Raw genomic sequence first — 25,993 nt, forward strand, 5'->3', positions numbered from 1 at the left:
ACTTTTTGTAAACGAATGGATAAGAAGGATGTCAAAATACATATTATTGGTGCAGGAATCAGCGGATTGATTGCTGCAAAGGTACTCGAGGATCACGGTTACGGTTCGATAATTCTTGAGGCCTCCGATCGAGTGGGCGGAAGAGTAAAATCTGATCTTGTTGAAGGGTTTGTTTTGGATCAAGGGTTTCAGGTTCTTCTTACTGCTTATCCGGCTGCTCAAAAATACCTTGACATGGAATCTCTTGAACTTCAAAAGTTTATTCCGGGTGCCGTGATTTTTAAAAAGGGTAAACAAGCCGTGATTGGTGACCCCTTACGCGATTTTTCCCTGCTTTTTTCTTCATTGAAATCAGATATAGGTTCTTTTGGTGACAAGATCAAATCCCTAAAACTTAACAATTACCTAAAGTCGAAAACCTTAGAGGAAATTTTCAGTTCTCCTGAAAAGACAACGCTTACTTATTTAAGGGAATACGGCTTTTCAGAGCAAATGATCGAATTATTTTTCAGGCCTTTTTTTTCAGGAATCTACCTGGAGCCTCACCTTCAGACCTCGAGCAGAATGTTTGAATTTGTTTATAAAATGTTTGGAACGGGATATGCCGCTGTGCCAAAAGGAGGGATGGAAGAAATTCCAAAGCAATTGAAACGAAACCTGAAAAACACGGAGATGCGATTTCATTGTCCCGTTGCCAAGGTGAAGGACGGTAAGATCTTATTGCAGGATGGACAGTCAATTGATAGTCAGTTTACCATTGTTGCTTCGGAGGCGAGTGGTTTGATCCAAAATTTGAAAAATCAGGAAATTCCATGGCGATCCTGCGATGCGCTTTATTTTGAGACCAAAGAGAGCGTGATCGAAAAACCTTTAATCGGTTTGATCCCTGATAAAGATGCTTTGATAAACAATATTTTTTATCCAACTTGCTTTTCCGCAAAGGATCCGAACTTTTCCGCAAAGGATCGCAAAAAGTCACAGTTATTATCGGTTACAATTGTCAAAGATCATAATTATACCACTGAAGAACTGGTTGATAAAATCAAGGCCGAGCTCAAGGAGAAATGCGGAATTGAGATGGCCAGGTTTTTGAAGCATTACCCAATTCAAAAAGCACTGCCACAACTGAAAGGTATCCGTTATGAAATGTTACCCTCAGAAACCCGATTGACTTCAACTGTTTTTCTGGCCGGGGATACTCAGTTGAACCCTTCTTTGAATGCGGCAATGATTTCAGGAGAACGAGCGGCCCTGGCCCTGATAGAGTCTATCGAAGGAGTCAGGCAATAGTTTCCTTTTTTTAGGATTGAAGTTCAGGCGTTGAAAGATTTGATCTTTTCCAGGCACATGGCAAAAGGAACCTGATTATGGTCAAAGGTATATTCGATGGACCTGTCAAACTCAACCTTTTGCAAAAGATTCAAATCCTTTGTCTTTATTTTAGTTTCCAAATCGTTTTTGAGCCTTTTATCCAGAATGAGCTGAATACTTCCATAATACAATTCAGTAATCATATAAACCCTCCTGATTTTACCGTCATAAGCTTTCCAATTGTCTTCTTTTAAGATTTCGAGATAGTTATCAATTCTGATGCGGTTGATGTTTGACATTGTTCTTACCTGAAGATTTCCAAAGTGAAACTTACTGACCCTTTCTATTTCAAAACCATTTTCAAGTTCACCAATTAATGGGTGTTCCAGGGTGCTTATCACGTTGGTTTCAAGCTTGATGACCCTATCGGCAAGATGAGCCGTTCTAATTTCTTCCTTATGTAGTTCCTCAATTCCCTGCAACCAGTTCCGCCTGCTAATAATTCCTGAATCCAGAAATGCATTGTATATGTTTTCGGACATTCCCGGATGCTCAAATTTGGGTTTTCCTATTATCGGGTCCCAAACCAGATTGCCCAGAATTATGTTTTCATGAGAAGCTGGTATAAGTTCTAAATTGTATTTATTCCTGAATCTTTTGATCTCCATGATTAACAAATGAATGTATGAAGATACTTGACAAGAGCGAAACAAGGGTAAGGTAAAAGCTTACTATTAGTAAGGATAATTTTAAATGCTTTCCAAAAAGAACAAATACCTTGCTAAGAGTTGATTTTCCTTACTCCAAGTAGGGTTTTTTATGCAGAATTGCTGAAAATACAGAATTTAATGAAATAGAATATTGCTAAAAATTTTTGTAGTGGGTTATGGTTTTGTTACCTTTTATTTCTAAAAAATTCAAGAAATGAATAAAATCTACTTATTTACTGCAATTATCTCGTTCATTTTTTTCGGTATTTCCTGTACTGAAGATGAATCATTCGAAGAAGCTCTAAAAGCCCAAAAAGTTTTGGTCAATGAAAATACGGGGGAGGAAATAGATGATGTCGATAACGAAAAAGACGGCTAAACCATTGTATTTATAATCTTAAGAATTTTTATAATTGAAATTAAAAATTTCCTTGATAACTGTAGCGATTGGATTGCTGTTACAATTAGGTTGCTTAGAAAAAGAAAAGGAGTCAGATCTTACATGTTTTGAATGCATTGTCGTTGATAGTTTAATAGCTAGATCCAAAATAGTTGATTATTCATATTTGGAGAGGGTAGATATCATCAAAGAAGCATTTCAAAAGATATATGAGGTTGAAAGTGATTCTTTAAAAGTTGTGTACCTATTCAAAGTATCAGATCTATTTTTAAGAAACAAATCGATTGAAAATTTTAGAAATTCAAGTATTGAAATGCTCAAAATAGCGATCAAAATTGAAGATTCTTTAAAAATCGCAGATTATTATTGGAACATGGGAACTTATTTTTCTTTGAAAGAAGAACTTGATAGTTCATATATTTCTTTTAATCAGGCAAGATTAATTTTTAAACAAAATAATCATAGTTTTTATAAAGCCAAAATGGAGTATAACATTGCTTATGTTCTGCGGCGAACTAAAAATTATATTGAAAGTGAAAAATTTGCTTTTCAAGCAATTAATTCGCTAAAGGGTTTAGATAAGAAATTATTACTATACCGATGTTACAATCATCTGGGGCTATTATATAATGATTTAAATAATTATGAGGCCTCATTGAAATATCACTATAAAGCGGTTAGACTTATCCCGACAATTTCTAGACCTGGCATCTTAAAGGAACGTAGCCTAAATAATATTAGTTTAGTTTTTAGAAATCAGGGAAAATTTGATGAGGCTGTAGACGTAATTGATAAGGCATTAAGGAATAAAAATTTGAAAAGATTAAGCACTAATTTATTTATTAAATTAATTGATAATAGGGCTTATTGTCAGTTTTTAAATGGAATTGAAGACAATGTCTTAACAGATTTTAATGCGGCACTTTTTTTAAGAGATTCATTGAACAACAAAGTAGGAGTGCATTTAAGCAAAACCCACCTCACCGAATATTACCTTAAATATAATGATACAATCGCGGCTCATCAAAATGCGATGGATTCTTATAAACTCGCCGTTGAACTTGATCTTCCGGGAGCGTTGTTAGGGAGTTTAAATTTACTGTCAAGAACTGATCCTGCAAATGCCTCGGAATACATGCATAAATACATCAAGCTCAATGACAGTCTGATGCTTGCGGAAAGGCGGGTAAGAGATAAATTTTCAAGAATCAGATTTGAAACAGAAGAGTATATTGAGCAAAACATAGAATTAAAGGAAAAGAATGTTTGGATTTCAATTTCCAGCGCCCTTTCTCTGGTAAGCATTGGGTTGTTGTTTTTTGTTTACAGGCAGAAATCTAAAAATCGTCAGTTGGTTTTGGAAAAGAACCAAAAGGAACAAAATGAAGAGATCTATGATTTAATGCTCAAGCAGCAAAACAGGGAGGAACATGGCCGAATCGAGGAGCGAATGAGAATATCTGAGGAACTTCATGACGGTGTTCTGGCGAGACTCTTTTCAATACGAATAGGTTTGGGATTCTTTAATATTCAGGGAAAGTTGAAAGAGGGAGAAAAATTTGATAAGCTTACCCAGGAACTTCAAATTGTTGAAAAGGAAATCAGAAACTTATCACATGCCTTGAAAAACGAGGAGCTTACTGCCAAAAAGGATTTTCCAAATTTGCTTGAGAGTCTCACAAAGAGCCAGGGAGTTATCGGTAATTTTTCATGTCGGTTAATAATTGATAACGGCCTGGCCTGGAACCTGGTTTCGGACCAGATTAAAATCAACTTGTACAGAATGATCCAGGAATCAATTTTTAACATCATTAAGCATGCTCAGTGCAGTAATGTGGATATCAGCATAAGGCGTAAAGATAGAATGATAGAACTGAAAATTGTTGACAACGGGAGAGGTTTTGATACCAATAAAAAGAAAAGGGGGATTGGCTTGAATAATATCCGGTCCAGAGCCAAGTATATTGGGGGTCGAATCAGCATAGAATCTGAAAAGCAAAAAGGGACAACATTAAAATTAACCATACCAACAAAAACATTTTACAATGAAGCAGTATCAAAAAGTTCTGATCGTTGATGATCATCCTTTAATATGTGATTCATACGTTGATGCCTTGAATATTGTTATGGAGGAGCAAAGTGAATATTCTATAAAGATCGAATCTGCCGCCGATTGCGATAGTGCAAAAGAGAAAATTCAAAACACCTGGACTGACAAAGGTTATGATCTGGTATTTCTTGATATCAGATTGCCCCCGTCTGAGGATCACCGCATGCTTTCAGGAGAAGATCTGGGCGAATTGATCAGAAAAGAACATCCTAAAGCCAAGATCATTGTGGCCACTACCTTTAACGATAATTACAGGATCCAGAATATTTTTAAGAATCTTAACCCGGAAGGATTTCTTATCAAAAATGATATTAATACAAAAGAACTGGTTGAGGCCATCAACAAGATTATGGGAGGAGGAGTTTACTACAGTGATACAGTTTCTTCACTCATGCGAAAAAGAATGTTTACTAAAATTAATGTTGATAAAACAGATCGTCAGATTCTTTATGAATTATCCCTTGGAACCAAAACAAAAGATTTGCCAAAATACGTACCTTTGTCTATAGCTGGTATTGAAAAAAGAAAAAGGATATTAAAGCAGGTTTTTGATGTGGAGGATCAGGGCGATAAAGCTTTGATCATGAAGGCTAGAGAATTAGGTTTTATTTGATTTTTTTATGAAAATAGTAATAGCACCAGACAAATTCAGAGGTTCACTGACCGGAATCGAATTTTGTTGGATCGTCAAAGAGGCGATTTGGGAAATCTTACCTGATGTTGAAATTGTAGAAGCACCGGTGGCTGATGGTGGTGACGGAACACTTGCTGCCGTTGAGGCCCAGGTTCCCCATGGGAAGAAGACCATGGAGGTCAACGATCCGTTATTTCGAAAAATTGAGGCTTCTTTTCTTTACAATGAAGAGTTTAAGATTGCATTTGTTGAAATGGCCGAAGCGTCAGGGCTTCGATTGTTAAAGGATGAGGAGCGTAACTGCTTTCATACCTCGACCTATGGAACTGGTGAGTTGATCAAAGGTGCCATGGATGCCGGGGCTGAAACCATAATCCTGGGAATAGGAGGAAGTGCCACCAATGATTGTGGCATGGGAATGGCCGCTGCTTTGGGCTTTGAATTTTTGGATGAAAACGGAAAGAAAGTAGAGCCTGTTGGTAAGAATTTATCGAAAGTAAAGAAGATCGATACCTCTAAAGTTGACCCTCGAGTTGAGGTTGTGAATTTTCATGCAGCCAGTGATGTGATCAGTACCTTGTACGGCGAAGATGGGGCTGCTTATGTTTACGGTCCTCAGAAAGGGGCTTCCAAGGAAGAGATCGAATTACTGGATCAGGGGCTTCGGGATTTTAATGAGGTTCTTATCGACACTTTTAATATGGATATTCACGATGTTTACGGGGCGGGTGCAGCCGGAGGTATGGGAGCCGCGGTCCTGACATTTTTTACTGGAGAGGTAAGGCCGGGAATTGAATTGGTCAAAGAGATGATAGGGTTTGACAAACGTATTGAAGGGGCGGACTGGCTTATTACCGGAGAAGGAAAACTCGATTTTCAAACTTTATTAGGCAAGGCGATCAAAGGTGTAGTGGAATCCGCTCAAAATCAGAATATTCCGGTTGCGGCATTTTGCGGTAAGATTACCCTGCCCCAGGATGCCCTTGCAACCATGGGTATACATTATTCTTCCTCGGTAGTTCTTGAAGCAAAGGATTATGAGGATGCCATGGAAAACGGGAAAGAATACTTGAGGGAAATAGCCAAAAAATTTGCCATTAAACTTTCTCGAATGGATTGAGAGTTCTGTGATTCGAACGATACCCTCTATACTCTTTATTAAAATTAACATGATGCCTGCTTATTGTTGGGTTCATAGAATTCTTGAAGAATGATCGTACTATTTTCCCTTGTTATTGTTGTTGCCCTGATGATCGTTGCATCTTCAAAATTTCATGTTCATCCGTTTCTGAGCTTACTTTTTGCCGGTATTGTCATGGGTTTTATTGGAGGACTAAGCGAAGCGGAGGTGACCAAAACTTTAATGGATGGCTTTGGAAGTACCCTGGGAAGCATAGGGATCATTATTGCATTTGGAGCTATTATTGGAGTTTATCTGGAAAAGAGTGGAGGAGCCATGACCCTTGCCAACTGGGTGATCAAAAAAGTTGGGGAAAAGAACGCTCCTTTGGCCATGAACTTAACCGGGTTTGTGGTTTCTATTCCGGTTTACTGTGACTCGGGTTTTATAATACTCTCTTCATTGATCAAAGCCATAAGCCGAAAAACAGGAATTTCCTTGATTGTTCTTGGGGTTTCGCTGGCAGCAGGTTTGTATGCTACCCATGTGTTTATACCACCAACGCCGGGGCCCCTGGCCGCTGCTGCCGCACTGGATGCTGATATCGGACTGGTGATTCTGTTTGGGTTTGTAGTGGCTGTTCCCGTGGCTCTTACAGGTATGTTGTGGGCAAAATATATCGGTTCAAGGGCTGATGCTAAAGACGTGCCAGAGTCGGGCAAAACTGTTCCAAAAGAGGAAGATTCAGGGGCAATTGAGGAATCCGATTCTGGAAAAGTAAGAACGGAGCTTCCCAAAACTTACAGGTCATTTGCGCCGATCCTGGTTCCTATCATGTTGATAGCACTGAATTCGATCGCTTCATATCCTGCTTCTCCCTTTGGAGAGGGATATTTGACGGATTTTTTGAAGTTTGTCGGAAATCCGGTGATCGCCTTATTGACAGGGGTAATTCTGGCATTTCGCTTAAAAGGACATCAGGTCACTCAAAGCCATTCCCATTGGGTTGGAGAAGGTTTAAAACAGGCTGGGGTTATTATTTTGATTACCGGAGCCGGGGGTGCTTTTGGAGCAATTCTTCGTGCAACCGGAATAGGGGACTTTATCGGTGACAGGTTTAGCGGTTTGGAACTGGGACTTTTATTGCCCTTTATAATTTCCGCTGTTCTTAAAACCGCTCAAGGCTCTTCAACCGTAGCAATAATTACTACGGCCGCTATTGTAGCTCCCATCCTGGAAAGTTTTGGATTAGACTCGGCAACCGGGCGCGCATTGACAGTACTTTCAGTAGGTGCCGGGGCAATGACCGTTTCTCATATAAACGACAGCTTTTTCTGGGTGGTGTCGCAATTTTCCGGGATGGACACCAACACGGCACTAAAAAGCCAGACCGTTGCCACTTTGATTCAGGGTCTTGTTGGTGTATTGATCGTTTTGGCCTTGGGATGGGCTTTGGTTTAGATTCCTGGCCATTCAATTTTATTCATTTATTCCGGATTTGTTAATAAATTAGGGTATAACATCTCCTATTTATTTCTATTTCACTTTCCTTTTGATATATTTGTCCTGCTGGAAAATTATTTTTCAAACATTTAAGATACACATGAAAAAAGTTGCATTAATAACAGGTGTCACAGGACAGGACGGAGCTTATTTAAGCGAATTCCTGTTGAAGAAAGGATACATCGTTCACGGGATAAAGAGAAGATCCTCTTTATTTAATACAGACAGGATAGATCACCTATATCAGGATCCGCATGTAGATAATCAAAATTTTATTCTGCATTATGGAGACATGACCGATAGTACGAACCTCATCAGAATCATACAGGAGGTTCAGCCTGATGAAATATATAATCTGGCTGCCATGAGTCATGTGCATGTATCTTTTGAAATGCCTGAGTACACCGGGAATGCCGATGGTTTGGGAACGTTGAGACTTTTAGAAGCGATCCGAATGTTAAATATGGAGAAAAAGGTTAGAATTTATCAGGCTTCAACTTCAGAACTCTATGGAAAAGTGCAGGAGGTTCCTCAAACCGAAACCACTCCGTTTTACCCAAGAAGCCCATATGCGGTTGCAAAGATGTATGCCTACTGGATCACCGTAAATTACCGAGAGGCCTATGGGATCTATGCCTGTAACGGGATCTTGTTTAACCATGAATCACCGATCAGGGGAGAAACATTTGTGACTAGAAAGATTACCAGGGCGGCTGCTAAAATTGCACTTGGGCTCCAGAATAAATTGTACTTGGGAAATCTGGATGCCAAAAGAGACTGGGGGCATGCCAAGGATTATGTACGAATGATGTGGATGCTGTTGCAGCACGAAGAAGCTCAGGACTGGGTTATAGCAACCGGAAAGACCACAAGTGTAAGGGACATGGTGAGAATGGCTTTTGGATATGTTGGAATTGAACTGGAATTTAAAGGTGAAGGGGCCGATGAAAAAGGATATATCAAGGCCTGTACAAATGAAAAGTATCAATTAGAGATAGGAAAAGAAGTTGTATCTATTGACCCAAGATATTTTAGGCCAACTGAGGTGGACCTTCTTATTGGTGATGCAACAAAAGCGAAAGAAAAACTGGGCTGGGTTCCAGAATACGACCTTAAAGGTCTAGTCGATGACATGATGCAAAGTGATTTAAAATTAATGCAAAAAGACCAATACCTTCATGACGGAGGGTATGATGTGTTGAACTACTATGAATAAAGATGCCAAAATATACATAGCGGGGCATCGGGGACTGGTTGGTTCAGCGATTCTAAAAAATTTAAAGGAAAAGGGTTATTCTAATTTTGTTTTAAGAACACATAAAGAACTTGACCTGAAAAATTCTCTTGAGGTAGCTGATTTTTTTGAGAAAGAAAAACCGGAATACGTTTTTTTGGCAGCGGCAAAAGTTGGAGGAATTGTTGCCAATAATACCTACAGAGCAGAGTTTATTTATGACAATTTGATGATACAAAATAATGTGATCCATCAAAGCTATGTGCATAGGGTGAAGAAACTTTTGTTTTTGGGAAGTACCTGTATCTATCCAAAGAATTGCCCGCAACCCATGAAAGAAGAGTATTTGCTGACAGATACCTTGGAGTATACCAATGAGCCTTATGCCATTGCAAAGATTGCAGGCATTAAGATGTGTGAGAGTTATAATTTGCAGTATGGAACCAATTTTATAGCTGTCCAACCTACTAATTTGTACGGCCCCAATGATAACTTTGATTTGGAGAAATCACATGTTTTACCAGCCCTGATCCGTAAGATGCACTTGGGAAAGGCTCTTGAGAATGATGACTGGGAAACGCTTAAGGCTGATCTGAACAAGTTGCCTATTGAAGGGATTAATGGGGAGAGCTCTAAATCAGAAATTTTAACCATGCTGACGAAATATGGTATTCAAAAATCTTCAATCTCCAATCTTGAATCTCCAATCTCTGTCGAGATCTGGGGATCGGGAAAACCCATGAGAGAATTTCTTTGGAGTGAAGATATGGCCGATGCCTGCGTTCATCTAATGGAGAATGTAAATTTTAAAGAAACTTACCAAGATTCTGAATCCGAAATTAGAAATACGCATATCAATATAGGAACCGGAAAGGAAGTTTCAATTGCTGAGCTTGCTAAAACCGTCAAGGAAGCAGTTGGATTTAAGGGAGACTTGTTTTTTAATGAAAATAAACCAGATGGTACCATGCGAAAGTTGACGGACTCTTCTAAGTTGGCAAGATTAGGGTGGAAGTATAAGGTTGAGTTAGGAGAAGGGATTGAAAGGATGTATGGGTGGTATTGTGAATAAATTTTTTAATCGGAATAAAAGATTTATTCTTTGAGAATCAATTTCTTGTAGAATTTGCTATTCTTTTTTTTGAGAAATCACCAATCTTTTTCAGAATAAAATTCCCTCCAAAGAGGATCAGTCCCTGTTTTTATGAGCTCAATTTCAGATTTACCTAGCCTCTTTTTCCATATTTTAATATTGTCCAAAGCATTTCGATGAGTATCATTGGTACTCTTCGAAGTCGTAGTTTCAATTATTTTATTTCGTACATGTTCGTCAAATTGCAAATTTAGAAAATCAAAAATCTTTCTAAATTCTTCAACAGGGTCTCTACTTAAATCTTCATGTCTTACAAAATACCAATCATCAATATACTGTTCTCTATATTTTAAAACAATTTGGTATAAACAATTCCAAATCAATATGCCTTGATGTATTAAATTAGGTCTATTAATGGCAAACATTTCAATTTGTTCCTGAAATGGAAATAGATACTTTTTCATCAAATCTTTTTGTATCAAAAAATTGTTGAAATCGAAATGCCAATCCTTCGCTCTAAGACTTGCAAAAAAAGCTGCCGGATGTCTGATAGTTATGATAACGTCGGATTTTAAATTAAAATAAAACCATTCTGCCGAGGATAAGGCAATTGGATCTTTGTATAATGTTCGTTGATGGAATCTATTGATATAGTCTTTGTTAAAAGAGATAAATGAGTCTAATGATCTTGTTTTACTTAGTGTTTTTAAATAATTAGAGAGTCCTTTTGTTTTGAAAGAATTAATGTATTGGATTAATTCGATTTGGGTTGGATTGTCCAACCCAGAACTTACATGTTGAAACCAATGACTCAATGGAGCGTTATACTTTTTAATACTAATATTAAAAGGTTCATGAACGTATCGAACGTTTTTCGATTCACAAATTATTTTTCCTGTCCATGTGCTTCCAGATCGATGGGCACCAGTAACTAAAATTGGCTTTTGATTCAATAATTTCACCTTTTTTGAATTTATTTTATATAAGATGAATGAGATGCTTTTATATCTTTTCCGTAAAGATTTCTTAAAAATTGGTTGAATATAAGAATAATAATGTTGAATAATGACATTTTTTTTTCATAACTAGTTGTTAATTCAAGAGTTAATATCCTCATGACCCTTAGATAAAAAACCAATATTTTAGACTGAAAATGTCATGAAAAAATTATATTTGGGGAATTAAAAAAAGAGCCTGATTTGTTCCTGTTTTTTCAAAAGAATGGGAGTGATAAGGGCGGAGCATTATAAAAAAAAGCTAGTACTTGTCTAATTTAAAAAAGAAATCTGTAGATGCCGTAATTTGGAATCTATTAGGTAAATATGGAATCCAGCTAATAAGTTTAATCATTGGAGTTATTCTTGCTAGAATATTAAGTCCGGAAGACTACGGAAAATTTGGACTAATCGCGGTTTTTCCTGCCTTTGCACTGGTTTTTATTAATTCAGGTTTTGGTTCAGCATATATTCAAAAACGAAATGCAACGAATTTAGACGCAAGTTCCATTTTTTACTTTAATATTACTCTCTCCATATTCTTTTATTTGCTACTTTTTTTATTCGCACCAGTTGTTGCGAATTTCTATCAAATAGATGAGTTGAAAATATTAATTAGGGTAGTATCTCTTGGTCTAATAGTTAACTCAATTGGTATGGTTCAAACAGCCATTCTGACTAAGAATATTAACTTTAAGAGACAAATATTAATAAATTTGACCAGCGTAGTGGTATCTGGTATAATTGGAATTTTTGCTGCATTAAATAATTATGGTGTATGGAGTTTGGTAGTTCAACAATTATGTAATTCGATGCTTAGGAATTTAGGTTTGTGGTTGTTTCAATCTTTCAGGCCAGTCTTTGGATTCAGTTATAAATCGATGAGAGAGCTTTTCTCTTATGGATCTTTTGTATTAGGTTCAAGTTTATTATTGGCCTTGTTTAAAAATATAAATACGCTGGTAATAGGAAAGTATTTTGCAATAAATGAATTAGGTTTTTTCAATAAAGCAAAAGGTTTTAATATTAACATTATGCAACAACCTGTTCAAGCTGTTTCTGCCGTTTCATTTCCTGTATTATCATCGCTAAATCATGATAACGTAGCAACAAAAAGATCATTAAAAAAATTTTTAATCAATCTAAATTTCTTGATACTTTTTGTCGGATCATTAGTATTTGTAATATCTGATCCATTAATTTTATTGGTATTAACCAATAAGTGGCAGCCAATGATCATCTATTTTCAATTGATGCTGATAAGCGGTTTTTTACTACCAATAAATACTCTAAATCAACAAGTTATTCTTGCCTTGGGTTATTCGCGATTAAATTTTAAAATTTCAGTTTTAAAAATTGTATTGAGAATATTGGCATTGGTGATATCCATTCAATTTGGAATTATTTATATAATTATCGGAGGTCTAATAGTAACTTTAATTGCTGTCTTTATTAATGGTTATTTTTCAAAAGAATTTATTGATTACAGTTTGTGGGATCAACTAAATGATAATAAGTATCTTTATTTAGGAGCTGTTCTTGTAATCATCATTGGTTTTCCGATCGTAGTAAGTATTCAAAATATTTACTTGAAAATAATGATTGGATCTCTGATTTCTTCGGTTATTTTTATTACCGTGCAGTATTTGTTTAATAGAAATACATTAATTGAAACAATTTCTTTAGTAAAAGGTAGAATAAAATAAAATTTATTACTATGAATATTGAATCCGTTGGATTAAAGGACTGTTACTTAATTAAACCAAATATTTTTAATGATGAGCGAGGATATTTTTTTGAAAGTTTTAATAACAAGACCCTTAATGAGGAATTAGGAATGGATTTGAATTTTGTTCAAGACAACAGATCATATTCAAAATATGGTGTTTTGAGAGGTTTGCATTTTCAGAAGGGTAACCATTCTCAGGCCAAATTAGTTAATGTATTGTCAGGACGAGTCCAGGATGTGGTTGTAGATATTAGGCCTGATTCGGAAACCTTTGGAAAACATATTTCTGTTGAACTTAATTCTGACAATAAAACCCAACTTTTTATTCCAAGGGGATGTGCACACGGATTTTTAGTGTTAAGCGAATTTGCCGAGTTTTATTATAAAGTTGATAATTATTATAACCCAATGTCTGAATCTGGAATTATTTATAATGACCCTGATTTAGATATTAATTGGCAGATTGAAAAAAAGGATTTAGTTATTAATAATAAGGATTTGGATTTACCACTTTTTAAAAATGTGATTAAATAGATGAATATACTGGTTACCGGTTCAAACGGCCAATTGGGTTCAGAGTTAAGGAGAATGGTATCTCATTACACAGATTTTTCGTTTTCTTTTGTAGATATAGACGAGCTAGATATCACTGACCCTAATGATGTAGATCATTTTTTCGATGATAATGATTTTGACTACTGTATAAATTGTGCAGCGTTTACCGCAGTTGATAAAAGTGAAAAAGAAGAAGAGACAGCTTTAAATGTAAATACCAATGGCGTCATTAACATAGCTAAGGCTTGTAAAAGGCATTCGATAGTATTGATACATATTTCAACTGATTTTGTATTTGACGGTAAAATACATTCTCCCTACTTGGAAAATGATAGACCGAATCCATTGAACGTATATGGGGATACAAAATTGAAGGGGGAACAGGGTATAAAGGAAATTTTGCAAGAATATTTTATAATAAGAACATCCTGGCTTTATTCAAGTTTTGGGAACAATTTTGTTAAAACCATGTTACGATTAGGCTCAGAACGAGAATCGATTAGTGTAGTTGATGATCAGATCGGAACTCCAACATATGCCAAGGATTTAGCTGAAATTATTATGATTATCTTGAATAAAGGGTTTGATAAATACGGGATTTACCATTTTAGTAATGAAGGAATAGGAAGTTGGTACGATTTTGCTCAATCAGTTTTCGAATATTCGAATACGAAAATTGAATTGAATCCTATATCAACTGAAGAGTATCCCTTACCTGCTGTAAGACCTAAATATTCTGTTTTAGCTAAAGGAAATATAAAATCAGCATTAGGAATAAAAATTCCTAATTGGAGAGAGAGTTTGAAAAAGTGTATTTTACTATTGAATGAGAGGGATAAAAATTAGATTTTGAGGATGATTTTGTTTAACAGAGATAAAGGTAGAAATAAAGTGTTTTGTATTGGAAGAAATAAGACAGGAACAACCTCATTGCAAAAACTGTTTAAACAGCTAAATTATAAAGTAGGTAATCAGGAAAAAGCAGAGCAATTGGTTGAACACTACAATAAGTATAAATGGGCTCCTATTATCAAGTATTGTAAAACGGCGAATTTTTTCCAGGATGCACCATTTAGTTGGCCGTATACATGGATTGTACTACATCAATATTATCCAAAAGCTAAGTTTATTTTAACTACTCGTGATTCTGAAGAATGGTATAAATCTCTTTTAAATCATCATTCTAGTGTAATGTCAAAGAAAGGTGCAACCCCCAATAAAAGTGATTTGAAAGAGTTTAATTATCGCGGAAAATATAAAGGATTTATTTGGTTATCTAATCGAGCAGTATGGAAAACTCCCGAAGATGATCTTTATAATAAAAAAGAATTAATATCGAACTTTGAAAGGCATAATGAAGATGTGAAGCATTATTTTAAAGGAAATCCAAACTTTATTGAATTGGATTTATCAAATGAGAACTCTTTCAACAAACTAATTTGCTTTTTGAATATTGAAACAAAATTAACAGATTTCCCACATGAAAATAAACGAAGATTTTGATACCAGTAACTAGACCTTTTACACCACCAATTGAGGAATATCAGAGACTATTAGAAGGAATTTGGAATCGAAATTGGTTCACTAACAACGGACCTTTGGTTAATGAATTTGAATTGAATTTAAAAAAAGAATTAGGACTACGGAATCTACTATATGTGAGTAATGGAACAATTGCTATTCAGATTGCTATTAAAGCACTTAGTATTACTAAAAAAGTAATTACTACTCCTTTTAGTTATGTGGCAACAACAAGTAGTTTAGTTTGGGAGGGATGCACACCTGTTTTTGTTGATATTGATCCAGATACATTCAATATTGATCCTGGTAAAATTGAAGAATGTATTGATGAGGATACAGAGGCTATTTTGGCAACCCATTGCTTCGGTAATCCATGTGATATAGATACAATTGAAAAAATTGCTGAAAAATATGGTTTAAAAGTGATTTATGATGCTGCACATTGCTTTGGAACCAAATATAAAGGTAAGAGCATCTTTAACTATGGAGATATAAGTACCACCAGTTTTCACGCTACTAAATTATTCCACACGATTGAGGGAGGTGGTATTTTTACTCCACACTTAGATTTGGTCAAAAGAATGTCATATATGAGAAATTTCGGTCATGACGGTTTTCATAAATTCAATGGTGTTGGAATTAATGGAAAAAATTCGGAAATGCATGCTGCCATGGGATTAGTCAATTTGAAGTATATTGATAGAATTTTAAAAAGAAGGAGAGAGAAATCCATTTTTTATAGAGATCGGATCGACGACTCACAATTTTCTTTTCAAAAAATAGAAAATGAAACAGAGTATAATTTCTCATATTTTCCAATTGTATGTAAAAATGAATCAGAAGCGTTGAAAGTTAAAAATAAATTAGAAAGAAACAATATATTTCCAAGAAGGTATTTTTATCCATCTTTGAATTCACTTGATTACGTTCATAATACAGGAAATCTTATAAATGCAGAACAGATATCAAGATCAATTTTATGCCTACCACTGTTTTATGAATTATCAAAAAAGGATCAAATTTTAATTTGCAATATTATCAATGAATAAGAATGTTAAATATGATAGTGTACTAGTTATTAGTGACAATCTTTACTTATCAAGAGAGTTAGATAAAATATGTACACAAAAAGGAATTGAAAAGTATTTTAGTTTTGGTGTAAGCCCTTTTTCAAATATAAATAGTTTTATCGAGAGTGACTTGATTGTAGATCAATATGATCTCAGGAAAGAACAGATTATTGAAAAAATACTCGATGAATTTAATTTAATAATTTCACTTCATTGTAAACAGATTTTTCCAAAAAAATTAGTAGAAAATGTCAGATGCATAAATATTCACCCCGGGTATAATCCATATAATAGAGGTTGGTATCCACAGGTATTCTCTATTTTAAATGATTGGTTGATAGGAGCTACAATTCATGAAATAGATTTCGAATTGGATAATGGCCCAATAATTGACAGAGCCATCGTAAATAAGTCCTCTTGGGATACTTCAGGGTCTCTATATGATAGAATTTTGAATAAAGAATTAGAATTAATCGAAAAGAATATTGTTGACATTATTAATTGTAATTACAATACGATTAATCCCGAGATTAAAGGAAAAGTTTTTTATAAGAGAGACTTTAATAAGTTACTAGAGCTTGATTTAAAAGAACAATTAACTATGGGAGATGCAATTAAAAGATTAAGAGCTCTTACTCATTATAATTATGAGAATGCATTTTATATAGATGAAAAAACTCAAAAGAAAGTATTCATAAAATTAGACTTAAGAGTTGAAGGATAATGGAATTGCAGTAAGTTGTTGTTTAATCACTTACAACCATGAAGATTATATCGAGGATTGTTTGAAAGGGATGATTGATCAAATATTTGAGCATCCTTTTGAAATTATTATTGGGGACGATTGTTCATCTGATAAAACTTCTGATATATGCCGTAAATATATGAATCTCTATCCCAAAATTATCAAATATAAAAGAAGAGAGAGAAATATTGGAATGAACATGAATTGGATAAAATCCATTCAGGAATGTTCTGGAAAATATATTGCATTATGTGAAGGGGATGATTATTGGGTTGACAATAAGAAAATTCATAAACAGTTCAAGATTTTAGAGAATAATCCAAATTACATAATTTGCCATCATTGGCATAAATTTTCAGCATTAAAAAATGGTGCATGGATGGAATTTGAAGCGCCAATATCGAATGATGGATATCTTAGACGTGAAACAGGAACATTAAAAAATATATTTGAAAATAAATTGCGAATTAAAACAAGAACCATGTTTTTTAGAAATATTTTTGTGCCGAATTTTTTTCCTGAATGGTTTAAAAATGTGTCTTTTGTAGACGTTCCAATTACTTTTCTTTTAGGAAATTATGGAAATTTTTATTTTATTGATGAATCAATGTCAGTTTATCGTCAAACTGAAACCGGCGTATCTAAATCTGGACTTTCTATATTAGGAAGACCAAAGTTCAATGTTCAACATTATAAAAACTGGATCGAAATTTGGGATTATGCGGATTGTCATTACGACTATAAATATCATGATAAAGCGTCAAAAACAATAGATTATTTTTATATAAGAATAATTAATAATTTGCCCATTAGGTTTGGGTCAATTATTCAAATATTAAAGTATAATTTTTTTATTAGAAAGACATCAAAGTTGAGGGCTACTCGAAATGGAATTTTTATTATTCAATATTTTTTCAAATCTTTTCTGAAGAGACTTTACTCAAGAATAAATTGATTATGAATGAAGAAAAACTAATTTTCATAGTATCTCAACCTAGGGCGGGTTCAACATATGTTCAAAACTTATTGAGTAATAATGACAAAGTAAACACAGTTAGTGAACCTTGGGTGATGCTTGCGCTTGCTCCATTTATTAAAACCGAACTAATAAAAAGTACTTATGATTATAACTTGGCGATGGATGCTTTCCTGGATTACCTCAATAAATGCAATTTTGAAATCAACGATGAGATAAAATCCTTCGCTTTAAAATTTTATGATCCATTAGTCCAAGGATATGAATATGTTATTGATAAAACACCTCGATATTGGGAGATATTGGACGAACTAATCGAGTTATTTCCTGAAAGTAAATTCGTTATAGTAAAACGCAATCCTTTAAATGTTGCTAAATCCATAATCAAAACCTGGGAAATTAAATCACTTGATAAGTTGAATCATTATAGAAGAGATTTGTTAATGGCACCGTATAAGTTAAATGAATTTTGCTTGAAACATGAAACTAACAACAATGTTTATATTGTTCAATATGAAGAGTTATTAAAGAACCCCTCAATTCAAGTCAAATCAATTTATGATTGGTTGGGAGTGAGATTTAAAGAAAGTATCTTAGAAACATCTGAAAACAATAAATTCAAGGGGAAGTATGGAGATCCTTATCAAAATGATAGGGATAAAATAGATAGAAAATTATCCAAGCCTTTCAAAGATTTTTTATCAGGATATTGTGATTTTTTGGGAGAGAGTTTTTTAAATTCATACGGTTCGTATTCACCAGACAATTTAAAGAGTACAAATGCTTTTAATTATTTTCTAGAATTAGGAGATCAATTTCATAAAAATCATTCGATAAAGAAAAGTTTGAACCTCAGGCTTAGAAGACTTTTTATTAATTATTAGAGACTAATTTAAATCGAAGGGCAATTCAAAAAATGAAGTTTATAGAATGATTTCGGTAATAATTCCAACATTTAATTCTGAAAAAACAATTGATAGATGTTTAGAAAGTTTGACAAATCAAAATTATAAAAATTTTGAAATCATTCTTGTGGATGGGAAATCTAATGATGATACTTTAAAGATAGTAAAATCATATTTAGACAAGGGTTTGATACTTAATATTAAAACGGAAAAGGACGAGGGTCCTTACGATGCTATGAATAAGGGAATATCTATGGCCAAAGGAAAATGGATTTATTTTCTTGGGAGTGATGACTATTTGTATCATGACTCCGTTTTAAAACAGTTCGCCTCATATGCAGAAGAAACAAGATCTGATTTGATATACGGTAATGTGTTTTTTGAACCTTATGGCAGAATTTATGATGGCGAATTTAATCGCTCAAAACTTATAAAAAGGAATATATGCCATCAAGGGATTTTTTATAAAAAAACTCTTTTTGATAGATTGGGGATGTATAATTTAAAGTACCCAGTTCATGCGGACTGGGAGTTTAATATAAAATGTTTTTTTTCTTCGAATGTAAAAGTTGAGTATCATGATTTTACAGTAGCTCACTTTTCAGACGGAGGACTTAGTTCCTTTGAAGATAATTACAGAGAAGAAATGCTTGACTTTTTGATACTCAAAGGTATTGGTCGACTATCCTTAAGAGAATTGTCATCCGTTTATAGGCGATTTTTTATTTTAAAAACTAAATCTTTATTAAATCTATGAGTCTCGATAAAGTCTATGCCATTATACTTAATTATAATTCATCTAAGGACACTTGTGAGCTCTATAATGATCTGACGTCCTATTATCCTGACATGGGTATCGTTGTTGTCGATAATAAAGCCGATGCCCAAGATAGATCAGTTTTAATAAACAATATTCCAGAGCATAATCTGATTTTGAATGATGATAATTTTGGCTATGCGGGAGGGAACAATATCGGGATCAAATTTGCTATGAATAAGGATGCTGAATATATTTGGATACTGAATCCGGATATTAGGATTAAAGATGATACACTTCCTTTATTAATAGAAACGATTCAAACTGATTATAAAATAGCAGCTGTTGGTCCAAGAATTTGTTATAGAAATGATCATAACAGAATTTACTCCGATGGTGGTCTACTAAATTTAAAGACTCTTGCTACAAATCATCGACATTCAAATAGAAAAGTTTCTGGTCTGAAAGAATCAAAAGATATATATGATGCTGACTATATTGATGGAAGTTCGATGCTTATGAGTGCAAAGGCGCTTAAAGAAATTAAATTAATGCATGAGTTTTTCTTTTTATATTATGAAGAAACTGAATGGTGTTATCGTGCAATTCAGCAAGGATGGAAATTGAAAGTAAATACAGTTTCAAGAGCATTTCAAAATGATAGTCCGAAAAGTTCAAATTATCATTATTATATATCACGTAATAGGATATTATTTTCTCGTATCATAGGAGGCGATTATTTTTATCTCTCTCTAGTTTATTACTACAGTTATTTAAAGAGCTTTGTTAAAGCTATTTTATCTGGCAAGAATTTAAGAAACTACTATTTTCGGTCTAAATTTAAAGGGGTAACAGATGCCTTGTTTATAAAGAAACTTTAGATTTTGTTTTTTATGAAAATTGTATTCATCCCTTTTAGACTTGAATCAAATAAATATGTAAGCATAATTCAGACTTATCTCAAGCGTAATGAAGTAGAAATTTTATCTCTTAGAGATTTGTTTTCAAGTGTTGCAATTTTTCGTGAGGTAAAAGTTATCCATTTGAATTGGTTTGAAGAGGTTAGATCGTTTAAAGAATTTTTTGAAAAATTCACAAAGTTAATTGTGCTCAAATCTTTTGGAAAAAAAATAATTTGGACGGTTCATAATAAGGTCCCGCATAACGGAAAATATATTTATTTACAACAGTTTATAATAAAACTTCTAATTTTATTTTGTGATAGAATTATAGTACATTGTAAATCGTCTTTTGAAATAATTGACCGTGTTAACAGAAAATGCAGATCTAAGGTTGTTATAATACCGCATCCGAACTATATTGACATTTACGGTCCAAGATATCATATCGAATCTGTTTCAAGTCATCCTAAGAATGAAAAATTGAGGCTTCTCTTTCTCGGATCAGTAAAACCCTATAAAAATTTGGAACTTTTGATTGAAGTTATTAATAATTTGAAATCTAATGACTTGATCCTCACAATTGCAGGACCTGCAATGAATAATGTTTATGGTGAACAGATTCAGAGTTTGTCAAAAAACAGCAGAATAAAGACTAGGATTAAATTCTTGGAGAATAGAGAGATAACTGAATTAATTTATGACTCAGATTTGTTAGTATTACCATATGATACAAGAAGCAGTTTAAATTCAGGAGTGATTTTATTGGCCTGTTCTTATGGACGTTCATTTATATCCCCAAAAATTGGTACTGTGGAGGAATTTGTAAATAATGATAAAATGATAACATATGAGTATTCGGATAAAACAAGTCATAAACATGAACTACGTAAATCCATAATAAGGGCATTAGAATTGAAGATGCTAAATGGTAATATTTTTACTAATTGGGGTGAAATACTTTTTAAAGAAGTTGAGATAAATAATGACAAAAGAATGGTTGGAAGGAGCATTCTCAGGGTTTATCAATCTTTAGTTAAGAAACAATAGTAAAGTATAGTGATATGAAATTTGTATTTAGTCGAAACAGTAACGTCGATAGTGAAGTAGTTACGAATACACATAATTATGCATTTATTTCAGGAAAAAAAGGAATCAATACAAAATGGATTCCAGGATTAACTATGCCTTGGTCAAAGGCCGCTAAATCTAGAATGACCTATAGAAAAGTGGATCAAGTTCCTCTTAAGTTCTTATTTAATTATGGAAATAAGTCATTAAATAGGTATAAGATTAATTGGAATATTTTTCCTTACACAAATTACTTATTTGATAATTTGAATAGAATTGAGTTATATGAACCAGATGTTTTTTTTGGCGGAACTTATAGTTTTTTTAGTATCTATAAAATATTAAACCCGAAACGCATTGTATATAATGCACATGATTTATTCACAAACTATCCATATGCTCCAAAATCGTTAACAGGAATTGAAAAGAAAATTATTGAAAAATCTGACTTGATAGTTACTACTTCAGAAATGACAAAAATTAAATTAAGGGAGTACTATGGGAATAGTGATAAATTATTGAATTTGAATCAAGGGATTCACCTATCCGAATTTGAGGGAATTAAAAAAGAAAGGAATGAAAAGCCCAAGATAGTCTTCGCTGGAACTCTAAGTGAGATGAATCATGAGTTCACTGTCCATTCTATTGAAACTTTAAAATCATATGATTTCCATTTTATTGGTCCATATTCGATGAATGAAAAAGGAATTTATGAAAAATATGAAAATGTAAAAATGCACGGTCCAATGAAAAGGGATAGACTTGCATATCACCTCATTAATTCTGATGTGGGATTAATTTCATATGATTTAGATGCGATTGATAAAAGAAGAATAGGGACAAACCCCATGAAAAGATATGATTACTCTGCAGCAAAACTTCAAATAGTGTCAACACCTTTGAGAGAATATGAAGTGAACCCCTCTGAATTATATATTGCTCAAAATAAATTTGAATTTTCTCAATGTATTAAAGAAGCTGTTGAGAATCCTAGGTATTCAGAAGAAACTATGTTCCATCTGGCTCGGAATAATAGCTGGGAGAGTAAATTCGAGTCTATTATTAAAGCAATGAATTTGCATATATGATATTGAGTAAATATGAACTCACATATTTATCAAAGGTACTATTGACATTAATAGCTATGTTTTTAGTTTTTATGCCTTATATGAGGATAATGGTCAGTGGAGCACCTATTTATGTATATATAATATTTTTGTTGTTGTTGGTTAGTATTATATTCATAGTTGGTCGAGCTAAAGTTTTACAACTACCAACGATACAACTTACATTGGTTTTTCTAAACATTTCTTTCTTGGTAACTTTTATAAATTTTGTTCTAGATCCCCGAGGAGTTGAATTTAGGATATTTATTTTTATCCAGAAATCTGTTGCCTTATCAAGCATTGTCCTGCTACCTTTGTTGTATTTTCTGACACCAAATAATGGAATAAATTCATACGCAAAAAAAGTTTTTTTGTTATTTGGGACGCTATCTGTGCTATGGGGAATTTTTCAAGTTATGGATTTTACTTTCATCAGGAATATAACAAATTATTATTATTTTGATTTGAATGAAGTTAATGCGAAATATTACCAAGGTCAGGGATATTATGGAGTAAAAAGAGCAATTGCTGGAATGTGGAATTCAAATGTTTATGGACCGGTACTTGTTATGATTTTTCCTTTATTGGTTTATACAAATAAATTCTATTTTAAGAATTTGATTATTGCATTATGGTTAATAGGGACCATTTTTAGCGGTTCTAGACAAGTGTTTCTGGTTCTCATCATTTATGGCATCATATTTTCTATATATGAGTTTAAAATTAAATACAAGAATTACTTATTCGGATCAATTTTATTAGGTGTAATAACAATCATATTTTTGAACATGGAATTTGAAGGAAAGAGTACTTTACTGAGAGGAATAGGATATACAGAGCAGGGGATCAATTATTCTTCGGGAGTTCAAGAAAGGGCAGGTGGTTATTTTAATTTTGGTACAAAATTCGTTGATGAACCCTTTCGTTTTTTTTTAGGCGATGGCTTAGGAAATCGTGAAGCAAAAACGAGGACAGGATCAGATGATTTTGTTTTTGTATCTAATTCATTTTTATTGTCGTTAATAGACAATGGAGTACTCGGTATTTTAATTTACATTGGAATAATAACTTCTACGATACTGTTGTGTATTAAACATAGTATAAAATGGGGAGTTATGACTTTATCCGGTATATTTATTTTTCATTTAACGGATAATGCAATGTATGCTAGCCCTATTGTTTTTACTTTATGGTGTTTGTTGATTTCTATGATGTTAAATGATTGTATTTACAAAATTAATGGAAGTTTGGATTGATGCTACTTATCTGGAAAAAAATGTTTCCGGTATGTCAAGAGTTAATTATGAAATATTGAAACAATTCAATAATGATAAATCATTGGATATCAAATTAATTTCATTTAAGGGTAAACTTTTGGATAAATATTCTGAATTTAAAGGAATCGAAATAGTAAAGCTTAGAATCTCAAAGAGTCATTTCATTTGGCTCAATTGTTTCTTTCCTAGAATTACGTCAAGAGTTTTCAAAAGACTATTTAGTATTCCAGATTATATATTATGGATGACATTTGATCATAATCTGATTCAATTATCTGGAACAAAGCAGATATCCTATGTTCATGATTTAGCAGCATTGAAGGTGCCTCATGTATATCCAAAACGAAGAAATTATCAAATGAGTAAATCATTGAAATTATTGGCTAAAAGCAATTCTCAAGTAGTTGCGATATCAGATCACACCAAGAGTGATTTAGTGAATTTGTTTCAAATATCTAAAAATAGGGTATCGGTGGCTTATAACGGAGTTTCAGCTTCTTTTTTCGATACAAATTATGATAAAACTCGTGTTCAGAATCTGCTACGACATAACAATTTGAAAAAAGAGCAGTATTTTATATTTGCGGGTATTGTTGGTCCGAGGAAGAATATTGAAGTAATTATTAAGGCCGTTAATAACTACAATGAATCCAGAGAAAATAAGGTTCCATTGGTTATAGTTGGATCTTCAAAACAAAGAGTTTTAAATAATATCGTTGACAAGGAGAATTTATCTAATCTTGTATTTCCGGGATGGGTCCAAGATGATGAATTGAAAATATTGCTGGGTAATGCTCGAGCATTTCTTTTCCCAAGTCTTTATGAAGGGTTTGGATTACCTATTTTAGAGGCGATGGCATGTATGACAGCTGTTATAGTTTCGAATAATTCTTGTTTGCCAGAAATCGCTGGAGGCAGAGCGATTCTGTGTGATCCAAATATTCCAGAAGATTGGACAAATGCAATGTATCAGTTAGATAATTTGACTAATGATGAAATTCAAGTTATAAAGGAAAAAGGTAAATTATGGGCGGAAAAATTCCAATGGAAAAATTCATATAGTGTAATAAGACAAATCATTAAAAATTGATGTGAAATCACTCTTGATACATGCTTGGACTATCGAGCAAAAGGAATCGATGAACTATATACCATATACTCATTGGGTTTACCTTAAAGAAATTGCCTTATATTTTGATAAGGTATTTTTGCTAAGTCCCGTTAAGAAGCTTGGAAAGAATGAATTCAGTAATTTCAAATCCTTGAGCACATTTTCTAAGATAGAGGTAATAGAATTGCCTTATAGTGAAGGATACACTAGTGCTGTTAAGTTTTTTTATCAGTATATTTTGGCATACAGAAAACTTAAGGATATAGACGTAGCTTATGCAAGATATCCGGTGCCTTTTGGTTGGATGCAGTTATTGTTTCTTAAGAGATGTAAAAGAATTATTCATTTTGTGGGAGACCCCTATAATGCGATTCATAATAATCCCAATTTCAGTTTTATTAAAAAGAGTTTTCTAAAAATATTTTTTACTCCTGAGCATTTGTTATATGTAATTGCAGGTAAAAGAGCACGGGTTTTTACCAACGGTCACCATCTGAGTCAAAAACTCTCCAAATATGGTATTAGAGCAATTCCTCTTGTATCCTCTACATTAGTAGATGAAGATTTCATTAATGAAGTCAAGGATGACCTTAATACTGAAAATCCAATTATAACATATGCCGGATACCTGAGAAGGGCAAAAGGTATACATACGGTAATAGGGGCTTTTCGTATTTTGAAAATTGAGTATCCAAAAGCTGAATTACAAATAATTGGAGATGGTGATTTTCGAAAAGATCTTGAAAATGTAATTAGCGAAAGCGAATTGACTAATGTAAAGTTTTTTGGTCATATTGATGATCGTAATGTTTTTAATGAATTACTAAGGAAATCTGATATTTTTTCTTTTGGGAGTTTATCAGAAGGCTCCCCAAGGATCATTTTAGAAGCTATGGCAAATGGAGTGAATGTCTTGTCAACACCCGTTGGTTCGTTACCGAAAGTATTTAATGATAAAATAGATATAGTTTATACACCATTTAATGATGAATCAATTATGGCTTCCAAAATGTCTTGGTTATTAGCGAACAACAGTATTTCATATATGATAAGAAAGAATGCGCATGAAAAGGTTCGAAATTTTACCATTCATAAGTTTATAAAAAATATTTTTCATGATGAGACATAAAGTCAGTATTTTCTTTTCTTGGTTAATCAGAA

25 protein-coding genes are annotated in these 25,993 nt (G+C 33.4%); 23 read left to right on the forward strand and 2 right to left on the reverse strand.

Annotated elements, in window-relative coordinates; all coding sequences use genetic code 11:
• Positions 1 to 15 precede the first annotated feature (15 nt).
• Positions 16 to 1,290 carry an NAD(P)/FAD-dependent oxidoreductase gene (locus LCM02_RS03855; protein ID WP_224927007.1) on the forward strand — a complete coding sequence of 425 codons (1,275 nt, stop codon included), beginning with the start codon at positions 16 to 18 and terminating at the stop codon, positions 1,288 to 1,290.
• Between the two features lie 23 nt (positions 1,291 to 1,313).
• Here LCM02_RS03855 and LCM02_RS03860 read toward each other — a convergent pair whose 3' ends face one another.
• Positions 1,314 to 1,979 carry a hypothetical protein gene (locus tag LCM02_RS03860; protein WP_224927008.1) on the reverse strand — a complete coding sequence of 222 codons (666 nt, stop codon included), beginning with the start codon at positions 1,977 to 1,979 and terminating at the stop codon, positions 1,314 to 1,316.
• 256 nt (positions 1,980 to 2,235) lie between these two features.
• Here LCM02_RS03860 and LCM02_RS03865 point away from each other — a divergent pair, with 256 nt between their 5' ends.
• The 7 genes from LCM02_RS03865 to LCM02_RS03895 all read left to right on the forward strand — a co-directional run bounded on the left by LCM02_RS03865 (position 2,236) and on the right by LCM02_RS03895 (position 10,094).
• Positions 2,236 to 2,400 carry a hypothetical protein gene (locus LCM02_RS03865; RefSeq protein ID WP_224927009.1) on the forward strand — a complete coding sequence of 55 codons (165 nt, stop codon included), beginning with the start codon at positions 2,236 to 2,238 and terminating at the stop codon, positions 2,398 to 2,400.
• Positions 2,401 to 2,434: 34 nt separating this feature from the next.
• Positions 2,435 to 4,498, forward strand: a complete 2,064-nt coding sequence (locus tag LCM02_RS03870) for a tetratricopeptide repeat-containing sensor histidine kinase (RefSeq protein ID WP_224927010.1) — start codon at positions 2,435 to 2,437, stop codon at positions 4,496 to 4,498.
• A complete protein-coding gene (locus LCM02_RS03875) occupies positions 4,467 to 5,144 on the forward strand; it encodes a response regulator (RefSeq protein WP_224927011.1) in 678 nt (225 codons plus the stop codon). The genes LCM02_RS03870 and LCM02_RS03875 overlap by 32 nt, the downstream gene beginning before the upstream one ends.
• A 7-nt stretch (positions 5,145 to 5,151) precedes the next feature.
• On the forward strand, positions 5,152 to 6,285 hold the full coding sequence (locus LCM02_RS03880; protein ID WP_224927012.1) for a glycerate kinase: 1,134 nt from the start codon (positions 5,152 to 5,154) through the stop codon (positions 6,283 to 6,285).
• Between the two features lie 90 nt (positions 6,286 to 6,375).
• Positions 6,376 to 7,746, forward strand: coding sequence for a GntP family permease (locus LCM02_RS03885; protein WP_224927013.1), 1,371 nt, complete (start codon positions 6,376 to 6,378; stop codon positions 7,744 to 7,746).
• A 142-nt stretch (positions 7,747 to 7,888) separates the two neighbouring features.
• Positions 7,889 to 9,004, forward strand: a complete 1,116-nt coding sequence (gene gmd / locus LCM02_RS03890) for a GDP-mannose 4,6-dehydratase (protein WP_224927014.1) — start codon at positions 7,889 to 7,891, stop codon at positions 9,002 to 9,004.
• Positions 8,997 to 10,094, forward strand: coding sequence for a GDP-L-fucose synthase family protein (locus LCM02_RS03895; RefSeq protein ID WP_224927015.1), 1,098 nt, complete (start codon positions 8,997 to 8,999; stop codon positions 10,092 to 10,094). The genes gmd and LCM02_RS03895 overlap by 8 nt, the downstream gene beginning before the upstream one ends.
• A 77-nt stretch (positions 10,095 to 10,171) precedes the next feature.
• Here LCM02_RS03895 and LCM02_RS03900 read toward each other — a convergent pair whose 3' ends face one another.
• Positions 10,172 to 11,077, reverse strand: a complete 906-nt coding sequence (locus LCM02_RS03900; RefSeq protein ID WP_224927016.1) for a sulfotransferase domain-containing protein — start codon at positions 11,075 to 11,077, stop codon at positions 10,172 to 10,174.
• Between the two features lie 302 nt (positions 11,078 to 11,379).
• Between LCM02_RS03900 and LCM02_RS03905 the strand changes: the two genes are divergently transcribed.
• The 15 genes from LCM02_RS03905 to LCM02_RS03975 are packed head-to-tail and all read left to right on the forward strand — an operon-like array spanning position 11,380 to position 25,961.
• Positions 11,380 to 12,816, forward strand: a complete 1,437-nt coding sequence (locus LCM02_RS03905) for a lipopolysaccharide biosynthesis protein (protein ID WP_224927017.1) — start codon at positions 11,380 to 11,382, stop codon at positions 12,814 to 12,816.
• 11 nt (positions 12,817 to 12,827) lie between these two features.
• Positions 12,828 to 13,373 (forward strand): dTDP-4-dehydrorhamnose 3,5-epimerase, encoded by a 546-nt coding sequence (gene rfbC / locus LCM02_RS03910; RefSeq protein WP_224927018.1) that lies wholly within the window; start codon positions 12,828 to 12,830, stop codon positions 13,371 to 13,373.
• On the forward strand, positions 13,374 to 14,240 hold the full coding sequence (gene rfbD, locus LCM02_RS03915) for a dTDP-4-dehydrorhamnose reductase (protein WP_224927019.1): 867 nt from the start codon (positions 13,374 to 13,376) through the stop codon (positions 14,238 to 14,240).
• Positions 14,241 to 14,249: 9 nt separating this feature from the next.
• Positions 14,250 to 14,897: a sulfotransferase gene (locus tag LCM02_RS03920; protein WP_224927020.1), complete on the forward strand. Its 648-nt coding sequence runs from the start codon at positions 14,250 to 14,252 to the stop codon at positions 14,895 to 14,897.
• On the forward strand, positions 14,894 to 15,964 hold the full coding sequence (locus LCM02_RS03925) for a DegT/DnrJ/EryC1/StrS family aminotransferase (protein WP_224927021.1): 1,071 nt from the start codon (positions 14,894 to 14,896) through the stop codon (positions 15,962 to 15,964). Before LCM02_RS03920 ends, LCM02_RS03925 begins: the two co-directional genes overlap by 4 nt.
• Positions 15,957 to 16,709, forward strand: coding sequence for a dTDP-4-amino-4,6-dideoxyglucose formyltransferase (locus LCM02_RS03930; protein WP_224927022.1), 753 nt, complete (start codon positions 15,957 to 15,959; stop codon positions 16,707 to 16,709). The genes LCM02_RS03925 and LCM02_RS03930 overlap by 8 nt, the downstream gene beginning before the upstream one ends.
• The gene (locus LCM02_RS03935) at positions 16,699 to 17,685 is read left to right on the forward strand and encodes a glycosyltransferase family 2 protein (protein ID WP_224927023.1); all 987 of its coding nucleotides are present in this window, start codon (positions 16,699 to 16,701) and stop codon (positions 17,683 to 17,685) included. Before LCM02_RS03930 ends, LCM02_RS03935 begins: the two co-directional genes overlap by 11 nt.
• A 2-nt stretch (positions 17,686 to 17,687) precedes the next feature.
• Complete coding sequence (locus tag LCM02_RS03940; RefSeq protein ID WP_224927024.1) at positions 17,688 to 18,590, forward strand: sulfotransferase family protein; 903 nt, start codon at positions 17,688 to 17,690, stop codon at positions 18,588 to 18,590.
• A 46-nt stretch (positions 18,591 to 18,636) separates the two neighbouring features.
• Entirely contained in the window at positions 18,637 to 19,368 is a 732-nt protein-coding gene (locus tag LCM02_RS03945; RefSeq protein ID WP_224927025.1) for a glycosyltransferase family 2 protein, read from the forward strand.
• Positions 19,365 to 20,249 (forward strand): glycosyltransferase family 2 protein, encoded by an 885-nt coding sequence (locus LCM02_RS03950; RefSeq protein WP_224927026.1) that lies wholly within the window; start codon positions 19,365 to 19,367, stop codon positions 20,247 to 20,249. Before LCM02_RS03945 ends, LCM02_RS03950 begins: the two co-directional genes overlap by 4 nt.
• A 12-nt stretch (positions 20,250 to 20,261) precedes the next feature.
• Entirely contained in the window at positions 20,262 to 21,317 is a 1,056-nt protein-coding gene (locus LCM02_RS03955; RefSeq protein ID WP_224927027.1) for a glycosyltransferase, read from the forward strand.
• A gap of 14 nt (positions 21,318 to 21,331) precedes the next feature.
• Positions 21,332 to 22,426: a glycosyltransferase family protein gene (locus LCM02_RS03960; protein WP_224927028.1), complete on the forward strand. Its 1,095-nt coding sequence runs from the start codon at positions 21,332 to 21,334 to the stop codon at positions 22,424 to 22,426.
• A complete protein-coding gene (locus LCM02_RS03965) occupies positions 22,423 to 23,700 on the forward strand; it encodes a hypothetical protein (RefSeq protein WP_224927029.1) in 1,278 nt (425 codons plus the stop codon). The genes LCM02_RS03960 and LCM02_RS03965 overlap by 4 nt, the downstream gene beginning before the upstream one ends.
• Complete coding sequence (locus LCM02_RS03970) at positions 23,684 to 24,811, forward strand: glycosyltransferase family 4 protein (protein ID WP_224927030.1); 1,128 nt, start codon at positions 23,684 to 23,686, stop codon at positions 24,809 to 24,811. The genes LCM02_RS03965 and LCM02_RS03970 overlap by 17 nt, the downstream gene beginning before the upstream one ends.
• Before the next feature lie 49 nt (positions 24,812 to 24,860).
• Entirely contained in the window at positions 24,861 to 25,961 is a 1,101-nt protein-coding gene (locus LCM02_RS03975; protein WP_224927031.1) for a glycosyltransferase family 4 protein, read from the forward strand.
• Positions 25,962 to 25,993 lie beyond the last annotated feature (32 nt).

The organism is Lutimonas saemankumensis, assembly GCF_020171465.1.
GTDB classification, from domain to species: domain Bacteria; phylum Bacteroidota; class Bacteroidia; order Flavobacteriales; family Flavobacteriaceae; genus Lutimonas; species Lutimonas saemankumensis.